We start from the raw sequence: 16,174 nt of genomic DNA, 5'->3' as shown, positions 1-16,174 counted from the left end.
ATTTGTAGGAACGCGCCTCGCGCGCGACCGGGTGTTGCGATGTACTTGATCATTCCCGCACACCCGGTCGCGCGCAAGGCGCGCTCCTACAGAAACAGCAAAGAAAAAGCCGGCTTTCGCCGGCTTTTTCTTGCGGATCGATCAGCGATGCGGAACCGGTCGCGGCACGATGATCGTGCGTGGGCGGTACCAGAACGGATCGCCCCACGGGCCGTAGTACGGACCCCAGCCCGGGCCCCAGCCCGGACCCCAGAACGGGTCGTAGAAGCCTGGCGGGTAGCGGTTCACCGGAACGCGCTTCGGCCACAGGTAGACCACATCGGCCTCGACGCGCGGATAGGCGTAGTCGAAATCGCCGACCTTCTGCGTGATGGCGCCATGCAGCGTACCGGTGACGGTGATCTCCCGACCACGGACGAATACTTCCGGATCGTAGAAGCCATCACGGCAGGCCACGAAGCGGCCCTGGGTGTCCTGCTTGCTGGCAGTGGGGCGGGCTTCGCTGTCGAGCGGTTCGGAGAGCACGTAGAAGCAGGTCTGCTGCGGACCCGGCTCCGTCTTGATGATCTCACCGCCCCAGCGGACCTTGGCACCGGGGGCGCCGCCTTGCTGGGCGCCGGCGGTGGATACATCGTTGAACTGGCCCTGCAGCGGCTGCGGCACCGTGGCGCAGGCGCCAAGAGCCAGAGTCGCGGCGGCAAGAGCCAGCGGTTTGAACATGGACATGTCACATCTCCCAGAGGCACCGGGCACGGCCGACGCCATGCCCCTTATTTGACCACGCGGCGCGCACTTAATTCCCTTACCGCGTGTCCGAATGCTCTGATCGATTCAGGCGGCGGTTCGTCGTGGGCGTAGCGCGACCGCAAGTAAAGCTCGTTCAACCTTTCCAAGGCATTTCGCTGGGCTGGCAGGGCGCGGGCCGCGCGGGCGAGGAAATGCTTCGGACCTTCACCGGTTCGACGAACGACGCCAGCCCGTGCGAGCTTGCGCTCGAGACGTCGCATCCACGCATCCAGTGCGTCGCCTTCACGTCGCTGGAAGACCGCCCAGCCCAGGGCGATGGCGACCAGCAGCGAGCAACCGATGGCCAGGACCACGGCCAGGTCGGTCACGTCGGCGCGGTCGACTCCGAAGGGTTGGAGCAGGCTCTGCTGACGCAAGCTGTCGAAGCCGATAACGCCCCGGTTCCACCATTGGTTGACGACATCCCAGCGGTTCCGCAAGTTGCGAATCCAGCCGATATCCAGCCATCCATCGCGCTGGCTTCCCGCTGCCGCAGCTGCGCCGAGCTCGACCCGTTCGGGGCGAACGGCGGCGGTGGGATCCACGCGGACCCAGCCTCGTCCTTCGAGCCAGACTTCCGACCACGCATGTGCGTCCGAACGACGCACCAGCAGATAAGCGGCGCTGCTGTTCCAGTAGCCACCCTGATATCCCGTGACGACACGCGCGGGTATGCCGGCGGCACGCATGAGGAAGGTAAAACTCGACGCAAAGTGCTCGCAGTAGCCTGCCTTTGTCTGGAAAAGAAAATCGTCGATGCGATCGGCGCCCAGGGGATCGGGGGCGAGCGTGTAAGAGAAGCTGTCGTGAAACAGGGCCAGTGCCGCTTGCACGATGGCGGCGTGGTCGCTGCCGAAGCGTTGGGCCCATGAACTTGCGAGTTCGCGTGCCTTGGGCCCTGTACGCAGAGGCAGTTGCAGGTTGTCCTGCCGTACGCCGTCGTCCAGCGAGGATTCGAAGCGATAGTCGGTGGCGGACATCGCTGCGATGTTCATCACGTCGTCGATGCGACGATTCGCAAGCACGGTGTGATCCGGGCGCAGCACGGCATCCTGCGGAGCCATGGTCGGCAGGTCCAGCATCGGGACGATGCGATCGTGAGTCGGTTCGATCGATGCGTGGTAAGCGATGCGGTGCCCGTAGTCGGCGGCAGCAGGTGGTCGTCGGGTTGCACGCGATCCCGGCGTCCACTCGGTGCCGTCGAAAAACTGCATGGTGTAGGCGCGGAAATAGCGCTGGTTATTGGCCGGCGGTGTTCCGTCGAAGGTGACCCGCAGTGCCGGCGTATCGTCGGTCATCAGGTCGAGCATGTTGCCCGGCGACAGGCGCCCGGAGAGTCCCGTCGTGGCCTGGCCGCTGTCAGGCGTGCCCCATAACGGACTGCCGAGGCGTGGAACGAACAAGAATGCAAAGACCGCCAGCGGCACCGAGGCGAGCAGGGCGAGTACGACGGGTTGCCATGCGGCGCTCCATCGATGGGTGTCTGCGTCAGGGTCTTCGAGCAATCGTAGCGTCGCCAGGGCGGGTAGCAGTCCGAGGCTGACGAAGGCACTGGCGATGAGTCCCTGGTCGAAGAGCAGGGCACTCATCAGTCCGAAGCAGGCAAACGCGATGCCGACCCTCGCATCGCGCAGGCGCTCGCTTTCCAGGAGCTTCAGTACCAGCAGCCCCACCGCGAAGGCGCTACCTGGATCGCGCCCGAACAGCGTGCCGTAATGCGCGATGATGCCGCCCAGCAGCAGCGCGAGCAGGGGAACCCGGATCAGCGCCGTAACCTTGCCACCTCCGCTGCGTCGATGCTGCCAGCGAAGAAACAGCACGATGCCGAGTCCGGCGGTCAGCCACCACGGAAGATGCGCTGCGTGCACGAGCAGCACGAAGCCCATGGTGAGACACAACAGATCGAACGCGTGTCGGCCGATCGTCGGCTCACTGGGGGATGGGCGGGAGCGGAACAATCCGATCATGGGTGCAGGGCAAGGGCCGTCATGCAGCGGTGGTAATGCTCGTCGCCCTGGGCGATATCGAAGAAGGCATCGGGCAGGCGCAGGCTCCAGCGCCTGCCGGTGTCACGGGCCTCATCCACCCAGCGAGCCAGGCGGGCGATGCGCGATTCGTCGTCGAGTCCGTGCATGGCGTCCCAGTCCAGGCGCCAGTCTTCGCGAGGCGCGGGCTGTTCGAGATCCTTGACCAGCAGGCCATGATGACGGGCGCTCAGCTTCCAGGCGATCTGCCGGCGCGGGTCGCCCGCGCGGTATTCGCGCAGCGCCGCCAGCTCGTCACCGGGTCGGGGGCGACCGCGATCGGCATCACCACTGGGAACGGCCGGCGCCGGTCCGAAGGCCTCCGGACGCGGGTATACCAGGACGGCACGCTCGGGATGCAGCCAGCTCCAGGCACGGAACAGTCCCATGGGCCAGCGGGTATGCAGCCGCATGCGCGGCAGGGGCTGCCAGCCACGAAAGGACGTGTCGAGCTGGAATTCGGCAGGGACGGGCTTCCCCGGATGCACGGTGAAGACGTGTTCCTTGCCCTCCACATCCAGCCGTATGGCGGTCCGGGTACGTTGCGACGCCGAGACGTCCAGCGACACCCGCACCGGTTCACCGGCGTGGACGCTGTCCGAGCGCAGGCTGCCGATGACCAGGCCGTTGAGGGTGCGAAAGGCCACCAGCATGCTGCCCACGGCGGCGGCGCCCAGCAGGCAGGTCAGCATCAGCGCTGCGTTGTTCGTGTAGTTGAGCGCGCCGACCAGCATCACGGCCAGCAGCACCGAGAAGCCGATGCCAAACCCCGTCGGCACGATATAGATGCGCCGACGATGCAGATGGATGGGCAGCGGCTCCCGTGCACGCAACCGGGTAAGCGACGGCAGGCGTCGCTCCGCCCAGGCAAGCAGGCCGCGCCGGTTCATCAGGGCACCGCGGTATCGGCGAGGATGGCGCGGGCAATGGCCTCGCGGTGGGCACTGCGGGCTGGTACCAGGCGATGGGCTGCCGCCGGTACGAACACGGCCTGCACATCTTCCGGGATAACGTAGGTACGCCCGCTGAGCAGCGCCCAGCTGCGCGATGCCGCCAGCAGGGCAAGACCGGCGCGTGGTGACAGGCCTACTCGCACTTCGTTGTGCTTGCGGCTGGCACCCAGCAGGGCCTGGAGGTAATCCAGCAGGCTGCCGCTGGCGGTGACCGCGGGGACGGCAGCATGCAGTTGGGCGATGGAGGCAGCATCGAGGCGGGGCTTGAGATGACCCATCATGTCGCGGCGGTCCTCGCCGGTCAGCAGTGCACGCTCGGCGACCGGGTCGGGGTAGTCCAGGCTGAGGCGGAGCATGAAGCGGTCGAGCTGCGAGTCGGGCAGAGGAAAGGTGCCCGCCAGATCGAGAGGGTTTTGCGTGGCGACGACGAAGAAGGGCCGGGGCAGGGTATGCGTCGTGCCGTCGACGGTGACCTGGCCTTCCGCCATGGCTTCGAGCAGGGCGCTCTGCGATTTCGGCGTGGCGCGGTTGATCTCGTCGGCGAGCAGCAGGCTGGTGAAAATGGGGCCCGGGTGGAAGCGGAACTCGGCGGTCTCCCGTTCGTAGACGCTGACCCCGATAATGTCGGAAGGAAGCAGGTCGCTGGTGAACTGGATACGCTGGAAATCGAGGTCGAAGGTGGCGGCCAGTGCATGTGCCAGCGTGGTCTTGCCGACGCCGGGTACGTCTTCCAGCAGCAGGTGGCCACCGGCCAGCAGGCATGCAAAGGCGAGTTTCACCTGTCGGGGTTTGCCCAGCAGTACGCCATTGACCTGCGCAAGCGCGGCATCGAGACGATGCCGGAGCATTTCATCGTTGAGCGGAGTCGTAGCTGACATGATCGGAACGTGCGCCCCGGGGGCGGGTCCTGTCGATGGGTGAGCGGTCGAGTGTAGCGGCGCCTGCGAGCGCCTGGCGAGGCGCATTCCTCATCCTGTTCGTTTCGACCTTCGTCGTGCGATGGGTGATCGCATGCCTGTTGTCGCCGTTTGGTGACGAAGCCTTCTACTGGCAGGAAAGTCTCTCGCCTGCGTGGGGCTATAGCGACCTGCCGCCGATGACGGCATGGCTTATCGGCATCTCCGAGCTGGTCTTCGGCCATGGCCTGTTTGCCATGCGTCTGCCGTTCCTGCTCATCGGGGCGGTGATTCCGTGGCAGGTACGCGCGCTGGCACGCACCCATGGCGGGGATGTTGCCGGCTGGCAGGCCGGCATGCTCGCCCTTTGCCTGCCGCTGGCGGGCAGTCTCGGTGTGCTGGCGTTGCCGGATGTGCCACTGACCTTCGCGATCCTCCTGGCAGCGCAGGGGCTTGCGAATGCGCTGGATCGCGACGGCTGGAATGACTGGATTGCGCTCGGCCTGGGGCTGGCGCTTGCATGGGCCACGCACTATCGCGCGGCCATGGCCATGCTGGCGGGCCTCGTGTTTCTCCTGGCTACACCGCGGGGCAGGGCCTGCTGGCGCAACAGCGGGCTGTGGCTTGCGCTGGGTATCGCAACGCTGGGGCTCGTTCCCATTCTTCTCTACAACCTGCAATCGCACGGCGCGGGCGTTGCGTTTCAGCTGGTAGAGCGCAACCCGTGGAGCTTCCATGCGGATGCGCTGGTGCAGCCGCTGGAGCAGGCCATTGCATGCACGCCACTGGCCTGGGTGGTACTGCTGTGGTCGTTGTGGCGTGCATGGGTGGGACGTGAGCGTGCACCAGGCGACCTGGTGGCAGTCATCGCGGGTACCTTCATCATCGGCTACTTCGTGCTGGGCCTTTTTGCCGACGATCTTCGTTTCCGTGCGCACTGGCCGTTGCCGGGCTATCTGTTGCTGTGTGCCGTGCTGCCCGCGCAACTGGCCGGAGCGGGGCGCGCGTGGCGACGATTTGCCGTCGTGGGATTTGCGCTGGCATTTGCAGGACTGTGTGGCGGATTCGTCTACCTCGGGCTGGCGGCCTCTACGGATGGCGCACGGGTGCTTGCCAATGCAAAGGCTTTTCCGTCGAACTTCACCGGCTGGCGTGAAAGCGGCACACTCGTGCGCAACGAACTGCTGCATGACAGCGGCGCGCTGGTGGTGGCCGACAACTTCATGCTCGCGGCGGAACTGCGCTTCGAGCTCGGTGGCCCGCGCGCCATCTATTCGCTGGACAGTCCACTCAACGTCAAGCACGGACGGGCACCGCAACTTGCCAGCTGGCGCCTCGATGAATCGGCCTTGCATGGTCAGGCCGGAAAGCGGCTACTACTGGCAGTGGACGAAACCGCCCTGCGCGAGCGCGAAACGAAAGCCTGGCTGGATTCGATCTGTTCGCGGGTCGAGATCATCCGGCCGCTGGCAAGAGCCGACCTGTTCGACGGACGTCGTCGCATCGCGCTGTATGAAGCCAGGGCCCGCGCCGCACGATCCGATGCCGGGCCGCCCGACCAGTGCATCGTATGGATGGCCGCCTGGCGCGCGTCCAGCCGCTGAGTGGCGATCTAGGGCAGGGGGATGCCAGCCTTGCGCAGCAGTCGCGAGGTAGCGATCAACGGCAGGCCCACGAGGGCGGTCGGGTCCTCGTTGACGATCTTCTCGAACAACGCGATGCCCAGGCCCTCGCACTTGAAGCTGCCTGCGCAATCGAGCGGTCGTTCGCGTTCGACGTAACGCTCGATGTCCGCCTGGGTCAGCTCTCGGAAACTCACGCGTGTTTCGTCCAGATGCAGCAGGGCGTGGCCCTGGGCGTCGATGACGCACACGGCAGTGTGGAAGATCACCTCGCGCCCCGAGCTGGCGGCCAGCTGGCGATGCGCGGCATGCACGGTGCCCGGCTTGTCGAGCACCGTGCCGGCCAGGTCGGCGACCTGGTCGGAGCCGATCACCACGGCCCCCGGTCGTGACGATGCCACCGCCCGCGCCTTGGCTTCGGCCAGGCGCGCGGCGCGTGCGGCGGGGGCTTCGTCGATACGGTGATCCTCGTCGGTGCCCGGTGAGGCCTGTTCGAAGTGTTCGAGCACGCGGCGGAGCAGGCCGGCGCGATAGTGCGACGTGGAAGCCAGGATGACGGTCGGGGGCGTGGCCAAGATCAGAAGTCCCTGTGGATGTGTTCGCGCACGGCAGTATCGAGGGCCGCCTGCGCATCGTCGAGGGCGCGCAGGCGTGGTTCCAGGCGCTCGCGGGCGCGAACCAGCGCGTTCACTGCATCGTCGAGTTCGCGCTGGCTGGCGGCAGGCGCCTTGTCGCGGATCCAAAGGCGTTGGCTGAGCAGGGCGCGCAGGCCAGAATCTACGGCCTGCCGGGCCTCCACCTCGCCGCTGGCGGGCAGTTCGGGGTGGGTGGACATCACGGCGTGGGCACGCTGTAGCCGGTCGCGACAATCCTTGAGATCGGCTTCCAGGCGGTCGGCGTGGTCGTGGAGGTCCTGCAGGGCGCCGCGGCGTCGCCGGATGCGCTGATGGCGGAACACCCAGGCGCAGAAAGCCAGGGTCACCAGGATGGCGGCCACAAGTGCATAATAAACAAAGGAAAACACGCTGCCTCTTCCCCCTGGGGGCGCGCTACGGCAAACTGCCGGCCGGGCAAAGAGTCTGCCCGATAGCCGCCAAAAGGCGCAAAAGTACCTTTGACCGGCCTAACCGGTTGACTTCAGGGATGTTGGTGCCTACCATTTCGCGATTATGTCCGTGACTTTGCCATCGTCCGTGGACGCTTGGCGCGAAGTTCGTGCGCGGCGTTCGTTCCAGGGTCAGCTCCCCGTGTCGGCGCTCAGGCGCCTCGGCGAGGTGGTCGCGTCGCCCGAGGGTGACGTAACCTATGAGCTCGATTTCGGTCGGGACGAACTCAGTGTCGCCTATGTGGCGGTGCGTGCCCGGGCAACGCTCATGCTGGTGTGCCAACGTTCGCTGGAGCCCTTCGCGCTTCCGGTGGAGGTCGACACCCGCCTTGGGCTGATCGTCGAAGAGCGTGAGGAAGCCTCGCTTCCGCCCGGCTACGAACCGCTTCTGCTCGAGCAGGACGGCAAGCTGGATCCGCTGGCCACGATCGAAGATGAACTGCTTTTGGCGCTGCCCCTGGTTCCGGTCAATCCGGACTACGAGTTGCCCGAAGATACGACTGGACCCGACGAGGACGAAGTCCCGCCGTCGGAAACGACAGAAAACCCGTTCGCGGCGCTCCGCGAACTCATGAAGAAGTAATTTCGCTGGAGATTCGCCATGGCCGTTGCCAAGAGCCGCAAGACCCCGTCCACCCGCGGCATGCGCCGTTCGCACGACGCGCTGAAGACCGTTCAGCTGTCGACCGACCCGACCAGCGGTGAAGTCCACCTGCGTCACCACGTGACCAAGGATGGCTACTACCGCGGCAAGAAGGTCATCGACACCCGCGGTGCGGTGGAAGTCGAAGACTGATCTTCCCGTAAAGGGACGATTCGGCAAACGGCGCGGAAACGCGCCGTTTTGCGTTTCTGAAAGCCACCAAACCCACGCGAATGGTGCATTCGCCCATGGGTTGCTGGCACCATGCGCGGTTTGAAGTCCCCGGAACCGCTACGCATGTCCCCAACCAGCGCCTCGCTCGCCATCGTCTTCCCTGGCCAGGGTTCGCAGTCCGTCGGCATGCTCGCCGACCTGGCCGCTGCCCACCCCGAAGTCAAAGCCACCTTCGACGAGGCGTCGGAAGGGGCGGGTGTCGATCTCTGGGACATCAGCCAGAACGGCCCCGAAGAAAAACTCAACAGCACCGAGAACACGCAGCCGGCCCTGCTGGCCGTCAGCGTGGCCGTGTGGCGTGTGTACCTGAAGCAGGGCGGTCAGCGGCCGGCCTATCTGTCGGGTCACAGCCTGGGCGAATACAGCGCCCTCGTCGCCGCCGGCGCCATTTCCCTGAGGGATGCCGCCGGCCTCGTCGCCGAGCGCGGCCGCCTCATGCAGGCCGCCGTGCCGGCGGGCGTGGGTGCCATGGCCGCCATCCTTGGCGGTGACGATGCCCAGATCGCCCAGGTCTGCGAAGAAGTCGCCCAGGGCCAGATCGTGGCCCCGGCCAATTTCAATTCCCCCGGGCAGCTCGTCATCGCCGGTCATGCCGAGGCCGTGGATCGCGCACTGGCTCGCCTGGCCGAGCTGGGTGTGAAGAAGGCCGTGAAGCTTGCCGTGTCCGTGCCCTCGCATTCCATGCTCATGCGTGATGCCGCCGACCGCCTTGGCGAACGGATGGCCGCCATCGAGTGGACGATGCCTTTGATCCCCGTCGTGCAGAATGCCGATGCGAAAGTGCATGCCTCGCTCGACGATATCCGTGGCGCCTTGCAGCGCCAGCTCTACCTGCCGGTGCGCTGGACCGAATGCGTGCAGGCCCTGGCTGCAAACGGCATCACCCAGGCGCTGGAATGCGGTCCGGGCAAGGTGCTCGCGGGCCTTATCAAGCGCATCGACAAGTCGGTCGAGGCGAAGGCGATCGGCGCCCCCGCCGAACTCGACGCCGCCGTGGCTGGCTGACCCCCTTTCATCCGCAAGGAAACTCCCATGACCCATTCCCTCAAGGGTGAAGTCGCCCTGGTCACCGGTGCGAGCCGCGGCATCGGTGCCGCGATCGCCGATCGCCTCGCTGCCCTCGGCGCCACCGTGTATGGCACTGCCACCAGCGAAAGCGGTGCGCAGGCCATCGGCGAGCGTCTTGCTCCGCACGGCGGACACGGGCGCATGCTGAACGTCACCGACGGCGCATCCATCGATGCACTGATCGATGCGATCGGCAAGGAATCCGGCGCCGTATCCATCCTCGTGAACAATGCGGGCATCACCCGCGACCAGCTCCTCATGCGCATGAAGGAAGAGGACTGGAGCGCCATCATGGATACCAACCTCACCTCGGTGTTCCGTGCATCGAAGGCCGTCATGCGCGGCATGATGAAGGCCCGCAAGGGTCGCATCATCAGCATCGCCTCGGTCGTCGGCGTCACCGGCAATCCGGGACAGGCCAACTATGCCGCCGCCAAGGCCGGCATCATCGCCTTCTCGAAATCGCTGGCCCGTGAGATTGGTTCGCGCGGCATCACCGTGAACGTGGTGGCGCCCGGCTTCATCGACACCGACATGACCCGTGCCCTGCCCGAAGAGCAGCGCGAGGCGCTCCTGTCGGGTATCGCCCTGGGCCACCTGGGCCAGAGCGAAGACATCGCCGAGGCCGTGGCCTTCCTGGCGTCTCCGGCGGCGAAGTACATCACCGGTGAGACGCTGCACGTCAACGGCGGCATGTACATGCCCTGACGGGCACCCGCCCCACGGGGCGGCGTGGGCCGGGGGTGTCGCCACCGGCCCATTTTTGAGAGACAATCGTCATTTCGCGTCCGGTGTCATCTTGGTCCGGGCGTTATCCACGTCACGGCGGCGTGTTGGCGGGCCGATGCCTCAGCCACTACAATGCCGCCGGATTTTCCCCTCGGGAGGTTAAGGCAACATGAGCACCATCGAAGAGCGCGTCAAGAAGATCGTCGTTGAACAGCTGGGCGTCAAGGAAGATGAAGTCACTGCGAACGCCTCGTTCGTGGACGATCTGGGCGCCGACTCGCTCGATACCGTCGAGCTCGTGATGGCCCTCGAAGAAGAATTCGAGTGCGAGATCCCGGACGAAGAAGCCGAGAAGATCACGACGGTCCAGCAGGCTGTCGATTACATCAAGGCTCACGTCAAGGCCTGATCGTACCAATGGTCGTCGATCGGAGGCATGGCCTCCCGTCGATCTCCGAGCGACACGGAAGCTGCGCCATCATGGCGCAGTTTTCGTTTCCGCATTTCGTAACCTGCGCTCGCGTATGGTTGCGCGGAAGCAACAAAGGATGAGAGCACATGAGTAAGCGACGTGTGGTAGTGACCGGCATGGGTATCCTGTCGCCGGTCGGCAACGATCTCGCCACCGCCTGGAAGAATGTCGTCGATGGTGTGAGCGGTATTGCACCCATCCAGCCCCTCGAGGGCGTCGACTGGAGCAAGTACGCCACGAACATCGCTGGCGAAGTTCGCGATTTCGATCCTGTGGAAGCCTATTTCGCAGGCACCGATGCGCCGGACGATGAAAGGCGCTCCATCGCCAAGGACTTCAAGCGGATGGATCCGTTCATCCACTACGGCATCGTCGCGGGCGTGCATGCGTTCCGTCAGTCGGGCCTGAAGGTCACCGACGAAAACGCCGGTCGCATCGGCATTGCAGCCGGCGCCGGTATCGGTGGCCTGCACACCATCGAAGCTACGTCGGTCGAACTGCGCGACAAGGGCCCCCGCAAGGTGTCCCCGTTCTTCGTGCCCAGCTCCATCATCAACATGGTGGCCGGCAACCTGTCGATTTATCTCGGCATGAAGGGCCCGAACATCGCTCTTGTGTCTGCATGCACCACGGCCGCGCACAACATCGGCATGGCCATGCGCCTCATCCAGTACGGCGATGCCGACGCGATGCTGGCAGGCGGTGCGGAATTCGCCACCACGCCGACGGCCATGGCGGGCTTCTGCTCAGCCAAGGCCATGTCCACGCGCAACGACGATCCGACGCACGCCAGCCGTCCGTGGGACACCGATCGCGACGGCTTCCTGCTGTCGAACGGCGCCGGCATGCTGATGCTCGAGGAGTACGAATTCGCCAAGACGCGCGGTGCCAACATCCTTGCCGAGATCGTCGGCTTCGGCATGAGCGGCGACGCGTACCACATCACCGCACCCAGCGGTGACGGCGCCGAACTGGCCATGCGCAACGCGCTGCACGATGCCGGCCTCAAGCCGGAAGACGTGCAGTACGTAAACGCGCACGGCACGTCCACGCCGGTAGGCGACCTTGGCGAAGCCAAGGCCATCCGCAACGTCTTCGGCGAACACGCCACGAAGAAGGGGCAGTTCGCGGTCAGCTCCACCAAGTCGGTGACCGGTCACCTGCTGGGTGCGGCCGGCGGCGTGGAAGCCATCTTCTCGATCCTGGCGCTTCGCGACGGCATCATCCCGCCGACGATGAACCTCGAAAACGTCGATCCGGAAGTCGCGGCGCTGGGCATGGACCTCGTGCCGAACAAGGCGGAAAAGGCCGACCTCCAGGTCGCCATGTCCAACTCCTTCGGTTTCGGCGGCACCAACGGTACGCTCGTCTTCCGTCGCGCCTGACGTTGGCTTTCGTTACGCGAACCCTGGCCGGCCGGCGCGATCTCCTCGCGCCGGCCGCGTCATATCCGGAGCGCTATCCAGCCCTGCTGGCCAGTGCCGTGACCGGTACGCCGCAGGCACGCTTCGACATCCTTTTTGCCGGCGGCGACGCCTCGCTGACGTTGCGCGACGATGGTTCGCTCGTGGATGAGCAGGGCCAGTCCGTCGACGGCAGTTTCCTTGCCGCGCTCGATGGCCGGTGGTCATCGCTGCATCGTCCGCGCGTGGATGACGGCCTGCCATTCCATGGTGGCTGGTTTGTCTATCTCGGTTACGAGGTGGTTGGCCAGATCGAGCCGTCGCTTGCATTGCCACGCAGTCGCGGGGAGGTTCCCGTGGCCTGCGCCCTCCGCACACCCGCTGCGGCGATCGTCGATCATGTCGAAGGGCTCACCATCCTGATCGCCGAAGAAGGCGAAGAGGCATGGCTCGACCGGCTTGAAGCCGACATCGACCAGTCGTTGCCCGACCTGTATCTTCCCTTGCCGGTCGTCGTGGACGAAGACGAACCCGGACATTTCATCGATGGCGTGCGGCGCATCCGCGAACACCTTCGTGCGGGCGACGTTTTCCAGGTAAACCTGTCGCGCCGCTGGGTGGCCCGTTTTGAAGAAGCTCCCAGGCCTGCGGCACTCATGCGCGCATTGCGCAGCGCGAATCCCGCGCCCTTTGCCGGCATGCTGCAACGTCCCGGCTGGGCCATCGTCAGTTCGTCACCGGAGCGTCTCGTGGAATCCCGCGATGGCGTACTCCAGACGCGACCTATTGCCGGTACGCGCCCGCGCCTTCCCGGCGACGATGATGCGGCGCGCATCCGCGAACTCACCGCGCATCCGAAGGAGCGCGCGGAGCACGTCATGCTCATCGACCTGGAGCGCAACGATCTCGGCCGCGTGAGCGTGCCGGGTAGCGTGAAGGTCGATGAACTGATGGTGGTGGAAAGCTACGCACACGTTCATCACATCGTGTCCAATGTGCGCGGCCGCGCGCGCGAAGGCGTGACACCGGGCGACGTCATCGCTGCAACCTTTCCCGGCGGCACCATCACGGGCTGCCCGAAAGTCCGTTGCATGCAGATCATCGGCGACATCGAGAACGAGCCTCGCGGTGCCTATACGGGAGCCTTCGGTTATCTCGACAACAACGGCGACATGGATCTGAACATCCTGATCCGAACGCTCACGGCGGAAGGCAAGACGGTATCCCTTCGCGCCGGTGCGGGCATCGTCACCGACTCGGTGCCAGAAAAAGAACTGGATGAAACCCGCGCCAAGGCGCGCGGCCTGCTGCGCATATTTGGTGTGGCATGACGATGCGTCGTTCGGTGAACTTCATCGACGCGGAGATGGTAAGTGCCACCGATCGCGGCTTCACCTATGGCGATGGCCTGTTCGAGACGGTTCGCGTCCATCATGGAAACGCACCGTTGTGGCATCGGCACCTGTCGCGCCTGCATGACGGGTGCGCACGTCTTCATCTGGCACATCCCGACGAAAAACGACTGCACGCGGAAGTGATGCGGCTTTGCGACGGGCTCGATGACGCCGTCGTGCGGATCACCCTGAGTCGTGGCCCGGGCGAGCGTGGATACGCCTTGCCTGCCGAGCCCCGGCAGACAATCGTCGTGGCGTCGTCGCCCCTGGTGCTGGATAGGGCGGCGTATGAGCAGGGTATTGCGATCCGCCTTTGCGACACGCGCTACGGCGACCAGCCCCTGCTGGCGGGCATGAAGCATCTCAATCGACTGGAGCAGGTGCTGGCGCGGGCCGAATGGTCCGATGCGTCGCGCAGCGAAGGCCTGATGCGCGATCTCTCCGGCAATGTGATCAGCGCTACCGCTGCCAATATGTTCGTCGTGCTGGACGGGCGCTTCGTGACGCCGCCTGTCGATCGCTGCGGCGTGGCTGGCGTAGCCCGGGCCGAAGTCATGGCGTGCCGTCAGGTGCGGGTGGAAGCGGTCTCGCTGGAACAGCTGGTCAAGGCCGACGAGGTCTTCCTCACGTCGGCGGTTCGCGGCATCCTTCCCGTTCGGGCATTTGCCGGCCGTACCTGGTCGCCCGGTCCGCTGACCCGCGCCTTGCAGACACACTGGCGCGATCTCGGGCTGTCGTTGCCCTGGAATGAAGGATCTGACACGTGATCAAGGTTCGTGGACTCGTCGCCTGGCGGGTCGCCCTGCTGACAGTGCTCATCGCGGCCATCGCCGCCGGTGGCTGGCTTTGGTACGACTGGGCGCGTTTTGCGCGAAGCCCACTGGCCGTGCCCGGGCCGGGGCAGAGCATCGAGGTGGCCCGTGGCATGTCGTTCAAGGACATCGTGGGCGCGCTGCGTGAGCGTGGCATCACCCGCAACTCCGACCTGTACTGGCGCGCACTGGCATTCCAGATGCAGGCCTCGGGACGACTGCATGCCGGCGAGTACGCGCTGCGTGCAGGCATGACGCCTCGGGATCTCATCGGCGACATGGCCAATGGCAAGGTCTTGCAGCGTTACTTCACCATCGTCGATGGCTGGAGCTTTGCCGACCTGCGTCGCGCGCTGGATGCCGTGCCCACCATCGATCACGACCTCGCTGACGTCGACACCACTGAACTGATGAAGCGCCTCGGCACCGAGGGTGAAGACCCGGAAGGACGCTTCCTGCCCGAAACCTACGCCTACGTGAAAGGCGACAAGGAGTCGGCCATCCTCAAGCGCGCCCGCGCGGCGATGGACAAGTTCCTGTATGGCGCATGGCCGGGCAGGGCGAAGGACCTGCCGCTGGCGTCGCCATACGAGGCGCTGATTCTCGCTTCCATCGTGGAGAAGGAGACGGGCAGGGCGGACGAGCGGCCGCGCATTGCCGGCGTCTTCGTGCGCCGGCTGGAACAGCGCATGCTGCTGCAGACCGATCCGTCGGTGATCTACGGCATGGGCGCCTCGTACACGGGCAACATCCACAAGAGCGACCTCACCACGGACACCCCGTACAATACGTACACCCGGGTCGGCCTGCCGCCGACGCCCATCGCCCTTCCGGGGCGACCGGCAATCCTGGCGGCGCTGCATCCGGCCGATGGCAAGGAGCTTTATTTCGTCGCCCGTGGCGATGGTAGCCACGTCTTCTCCGCTACCCTCGACGAACACAACCGGGCCGTGGCCTGCTACCAGCTGAAGCGATGCAAGTGACCGATACCCTGCGTGGCCGATTCTTCGTCCTCGACGCTGCCGATCCGGCAGGCCTGTCGATGGGAGCTGTCGCGTGATCGCACGTCCGTGGCATGCCGACGCCTGGGCGCGACTCCAGTCACGCCGGCAGCGGGATGCCCTGCCGCATGCCTTGCTGCTGGCCGGGCCGGCCGGGCTGGGCAAGCGCGAATTCCTGGCTGCCTTCGTGAAGGGGCTGCTCTGCCAGCATCCCACGGAGGACGGCGAAGCCTGTGGCACCTGTCGCAGCTGCCAGCTGATCGCCGCGGGTACCCATCCCGACGTGATCTCACTGTCCTTCGGCCTGCGCAAGGACGGCGCCACCCGTAGCGAGATCGTGGTCGACCAGATACGCGAGCTGTCCCAGCAGTTGGCCATGGTCAGCCAGTTCGGTGGCTGGCAGGTGGCCACCATCGATCCAGCCGATGCCATGAACGCCGCCGCCGCCAACGCGCTGCTCAAGACGCTGGAAGAACCCACGCCGGCCACCTTGCTGGTGCTGGTGGCCGACGAACCAGCGCGCCTGCCCGCCACGATCCGCAGTCGCTGCCAGCGCATCGACTTCATGGTGCCCACCCGCGAGCAATCCCTGGCCTGGCTGCGCTCGCTGAGCACCCCCGATCCGGTGGCGGCCCTGGACGCGGCCGGCGGCAATCCTGGCATGGCCCGCGCCTGGGCTACCGATGGTGCCCTGAAGCAGCGCACCGAGGTGCGCAACGACCTGAAGGCACTGGCCTCCGGTCGCGGCGATGCGATGGAAGTCATCAAGCGCTGGCAGGCCGCCGATCCCCAGCGCTACCTGTGGTTCGCTGCCCAGGCGGCCACCGACGAACTCCGTTCCCGGGCCTCCGGCTCGGCCGCTCCGCTGGAAAGCCGGCTGGACGACGAGACGCTGGACGCCTGGTACGGCAAGGCCAACCGGGCCCGCGAGGCCCTGCGTGGTCCCTTGCGGACCGACCTGGTCCTGCTCGAACTGATCGCCGCGTGGCGTTGACGTCTCCTTGACGTCGTTCCCGGCGCTATTCGGGCCTG

At 65.7% G+C, this 16,174-nt stretch carries 17 protein-coding genes; 11 read left to right on the top strand and 6 right to left on the bottom strand.

Features of this window, described 5'->3' with window-relative positions; all coding sequences use genetic code 11:
* Positions 1–141 precede the first annotated feature (141 nt).
* Genes KR767_RS21180 through KR767_RS21165 form a run of 4 tightly spaced genes read right to left on the bottom strand, consistent with a single transcriptional unit; the run spans position 142 to position 4,641 of the window.
* Positions 142–726, bottom strand: a complete 585-nt coding sequence (locus tag KR767_RS21180) for a Slp family lipoprotein (RefSeq protein ID WP_166947094.1) — start codon at positions 724–726, stop codon at positions 142–144.
* Between the two features lie 44 nt (positions 727–770).
* A complete protein-coding gene (locus tag KR767_RS21175) occupies positions 771–2,753 on the bottom strand; it encodes a transglutaminase TgpA family protein (protein WP_250877687.1) in 1,983 nt (660 codons plus the stop codon).
* On the bottom strand, positions 2,750–3,700 hold the full coding sequence (locus KR767_RS21170) for a DUF58 domain-containing protein (RefSeq protein ID WP_250877686.1): 951 nt from the start codon (positions 3,698–3,700) through the stop codon (positions 2,750–2,752). The genes KR767_RS21175 and KR767_RS21170 overlap by 4 nt, the downstream gene beginning before the upstream one ends.
* Positions 3,700–4,641 carry an AAA family ATPase gene (locus tag KR767_RS21165; RefSeq protein WP_166947091.1) on the bottom strand — a complete coding sequence of 314 codons (942 nt, stop codon included), beginning with the start codon at positions 4,639–4,641 and terminating at the stop codon, positions 3,700–3,702. Before KR767_RS21165 ends, KR767_RS21170 begins: the two co-directional genes overlap by 1 nt.
* A 116-nt stretch (positions 4,642–4,757) precedes the next feature.
* Here KR767_RS21165 and KR767_RS21160 point away from each other — a divergent pair, with 116 nt between their 5' ends.
* The gene (locus KR767_RS21160; protein WP_250877685.1) at positions 4,758–6,263 is read left to right on the top strand and encodes a glycosyltransferase family 39 protein; all 1,506 of its coding nucleotides are present in this window, start codon (positions 4,758–4,760) and stop codon (positions 6,261–6,263) included.
* Between the two features lie 8 nt (positions 6,264–6,271).
* Here the strand turns inward: KR767_RS21160 and KR767_RS21155 are convergent, their stop codons facing one another.
* Together KR767_RS21155 and KR767_RS21150 are read right to left on the bottom strand one after the other, a co-directional pair.
* Entirely contained in the window at positions 6,272–6,862 is a 591-nt protein-coding gene (locus KR767_RS21155) for a Maf family protein (protein WP_250879197.1), read from the bottom strand.
* The gene (locus KR767_RS21150; protein WP_166947089.1) at positions 6,859–7,305 is read right to left on the bottom strand and encodes a hypothetical protein; all 447 of its coding nucleotides are present in this window, start codon (positions 7,303–7,305) and stop codon (positions 6,859–6,861) included. Before KR767_RS21150 ends, KR767_RS21155 begins: the two co-directional genes overlap by 4 nt.
* A 145-nt stretch (positions 7,306–7,450) precedes the next feature.
* On the opposite strand from KR767_RS21150, the gene KR767_RS21145 reads away from it, so the two are divergent.
* From KR767_RS21145 to holB, 10 genes are all read left to right on the top strand, one after another.
* Positions 7,451–7,969: a YceD family protein gene (locus KR767_RS21145; protein WP_166947088.1), complete on the top strand. Its 519-nt coding sequence runs from the start codon at positions 7,451–7,453 to the stop codon at positions 7,967–7,969.
* A gap of 18 nt (positions 7,970–7,987) precedes the next feature.
* On the top strand, positions 7,988–8,182 hold the full coding sequence (rpmF, locus tag KR767_RS21140; protein ID WP_144910343.1) for a 50S ribosomal protein L32: 195 nt from the start codon (positions 7,988–7,990) through the stop codon (positions 8,180–8,182).
* 144 nt (positions 8,183–8,326) lie between these two features.
* The gene (fabD, locus tag KR767_RS21135) at positions 8,327–9,268 is read left to right on the top strand and encodes an ACP S-malonyltransferase (protein ID WP_250877684.1); all 942 of its coding nucleotides are present in this window, start codon (positions 8,327–8,329) and stop codon (positions 9,266–9,268) included.
* A gap of 27 nt (positions 9,269–9,295) precedes the next feature.
* Positions 9,296–10,039, top strand: coding sequence for a 3-oxoacyl-ACP reductase FabG (fabG, locus tag KR767_RS21130; protein WP_250877683.1), 744 nt, complete (start codon positions 9,296–9,298; stop codon positions 10,037–10,039).
* Between the two features lie 190 nt (positions 10,040–10,229).
* Positions 10,230–10,469: an acyl carrier protein gene (acpP, locus tag KR767_RS21125; RefSeq protein WP_045827801.1), complete on the top strand. Its 240-nt coding sequence runs from the start codon at positions 10,230–10,232 to the stop codon at positions 10,467–10,469.
* A 149-nt stretch (positions 10,470–10,618) separates the two neighbouring features.
* Complete coding sequence (gene fabF, locus KR767_RS21120) at positions 10,619–11,917, top strand: beta-ketoacyl-ACP synthase II (protein WP_250877682.1); 1,299 nt, start codon at positions 10,619–10,621, stop codon at positions 11,915–11,917.
* A 2-nt stretch (positions 11,918–11,919) separates the two neighbouring features.
* The gene (locus KR767_RS21115) at positions 11,920–13,266 is read left to right on the top strand and encodes an aminodeoxychorismate synthase component I (RefSeq protein WP_425602711.1); all 1,347 of its coding nucleotides are present in this window, start codon (positions 11,920–11,922) and stop codon (positions 13,264–13,266) included.
* Positions 13,263–14,096 (top strand): aminodeoxychorismate lyase, encoded by an 834-nt coding sequence (gene pabC / locus KR767_RS21110; RefSeq protein ID WP_250877681.1) that lies wholly within the window; start codon positions 13,263–13,265, stop codon positions 14,094–14,096. The genes KR767_RS21115 and pabC overlap by 4 nt, the downstream gene beginning before the upstream one ends.
* A complete protein-coding gene (gene mltG / locus KR767_RS21105) occupies positions 14,093–15,124 on the top strand; it encodes an endolytic transglycosylase MltG (RefSeq protein ID WP_250877680.1) in 1,032 nt (343 codons plus the stop codon). The genes pabC and mltG overlap by 4 nt, the downstream gene beginning before the upstream one ends.
* A gap of 73 nt (positions 15,125–15,197) precedes the next feature.
* Positions 15,198–16,136 (top strand): DNA polymerase III subunit delta', encoded by a 939-nt coding sequence (gene holB / locus KR767_RS21100; protein ID WP_250877679.1) that lies wholly within the window; start codon positions 15,198–15,200, stop codon positions 16,134–16,136.
* The last annotated feature ends 38 nt before the right edge of the window (positions 16,137–16,174 follow it).

Origin of the sequence: Luteibacter anthropi (assembly GCF_023699965.1) — a bacterium.
Taxonomy (GTDB): domain Bacteria; phylum Pseudomonadota; class Gammaproteobacteria; order Xanthomonadales; family Rhodanobacteraceae; genus Luteibacter; species Luteibacter anthropi.
The sequence above is the reverse complement of the archived record's forward strand: the minus strand, read 5'-3'. Positions and strand labels throughout refer to the sequence as shown.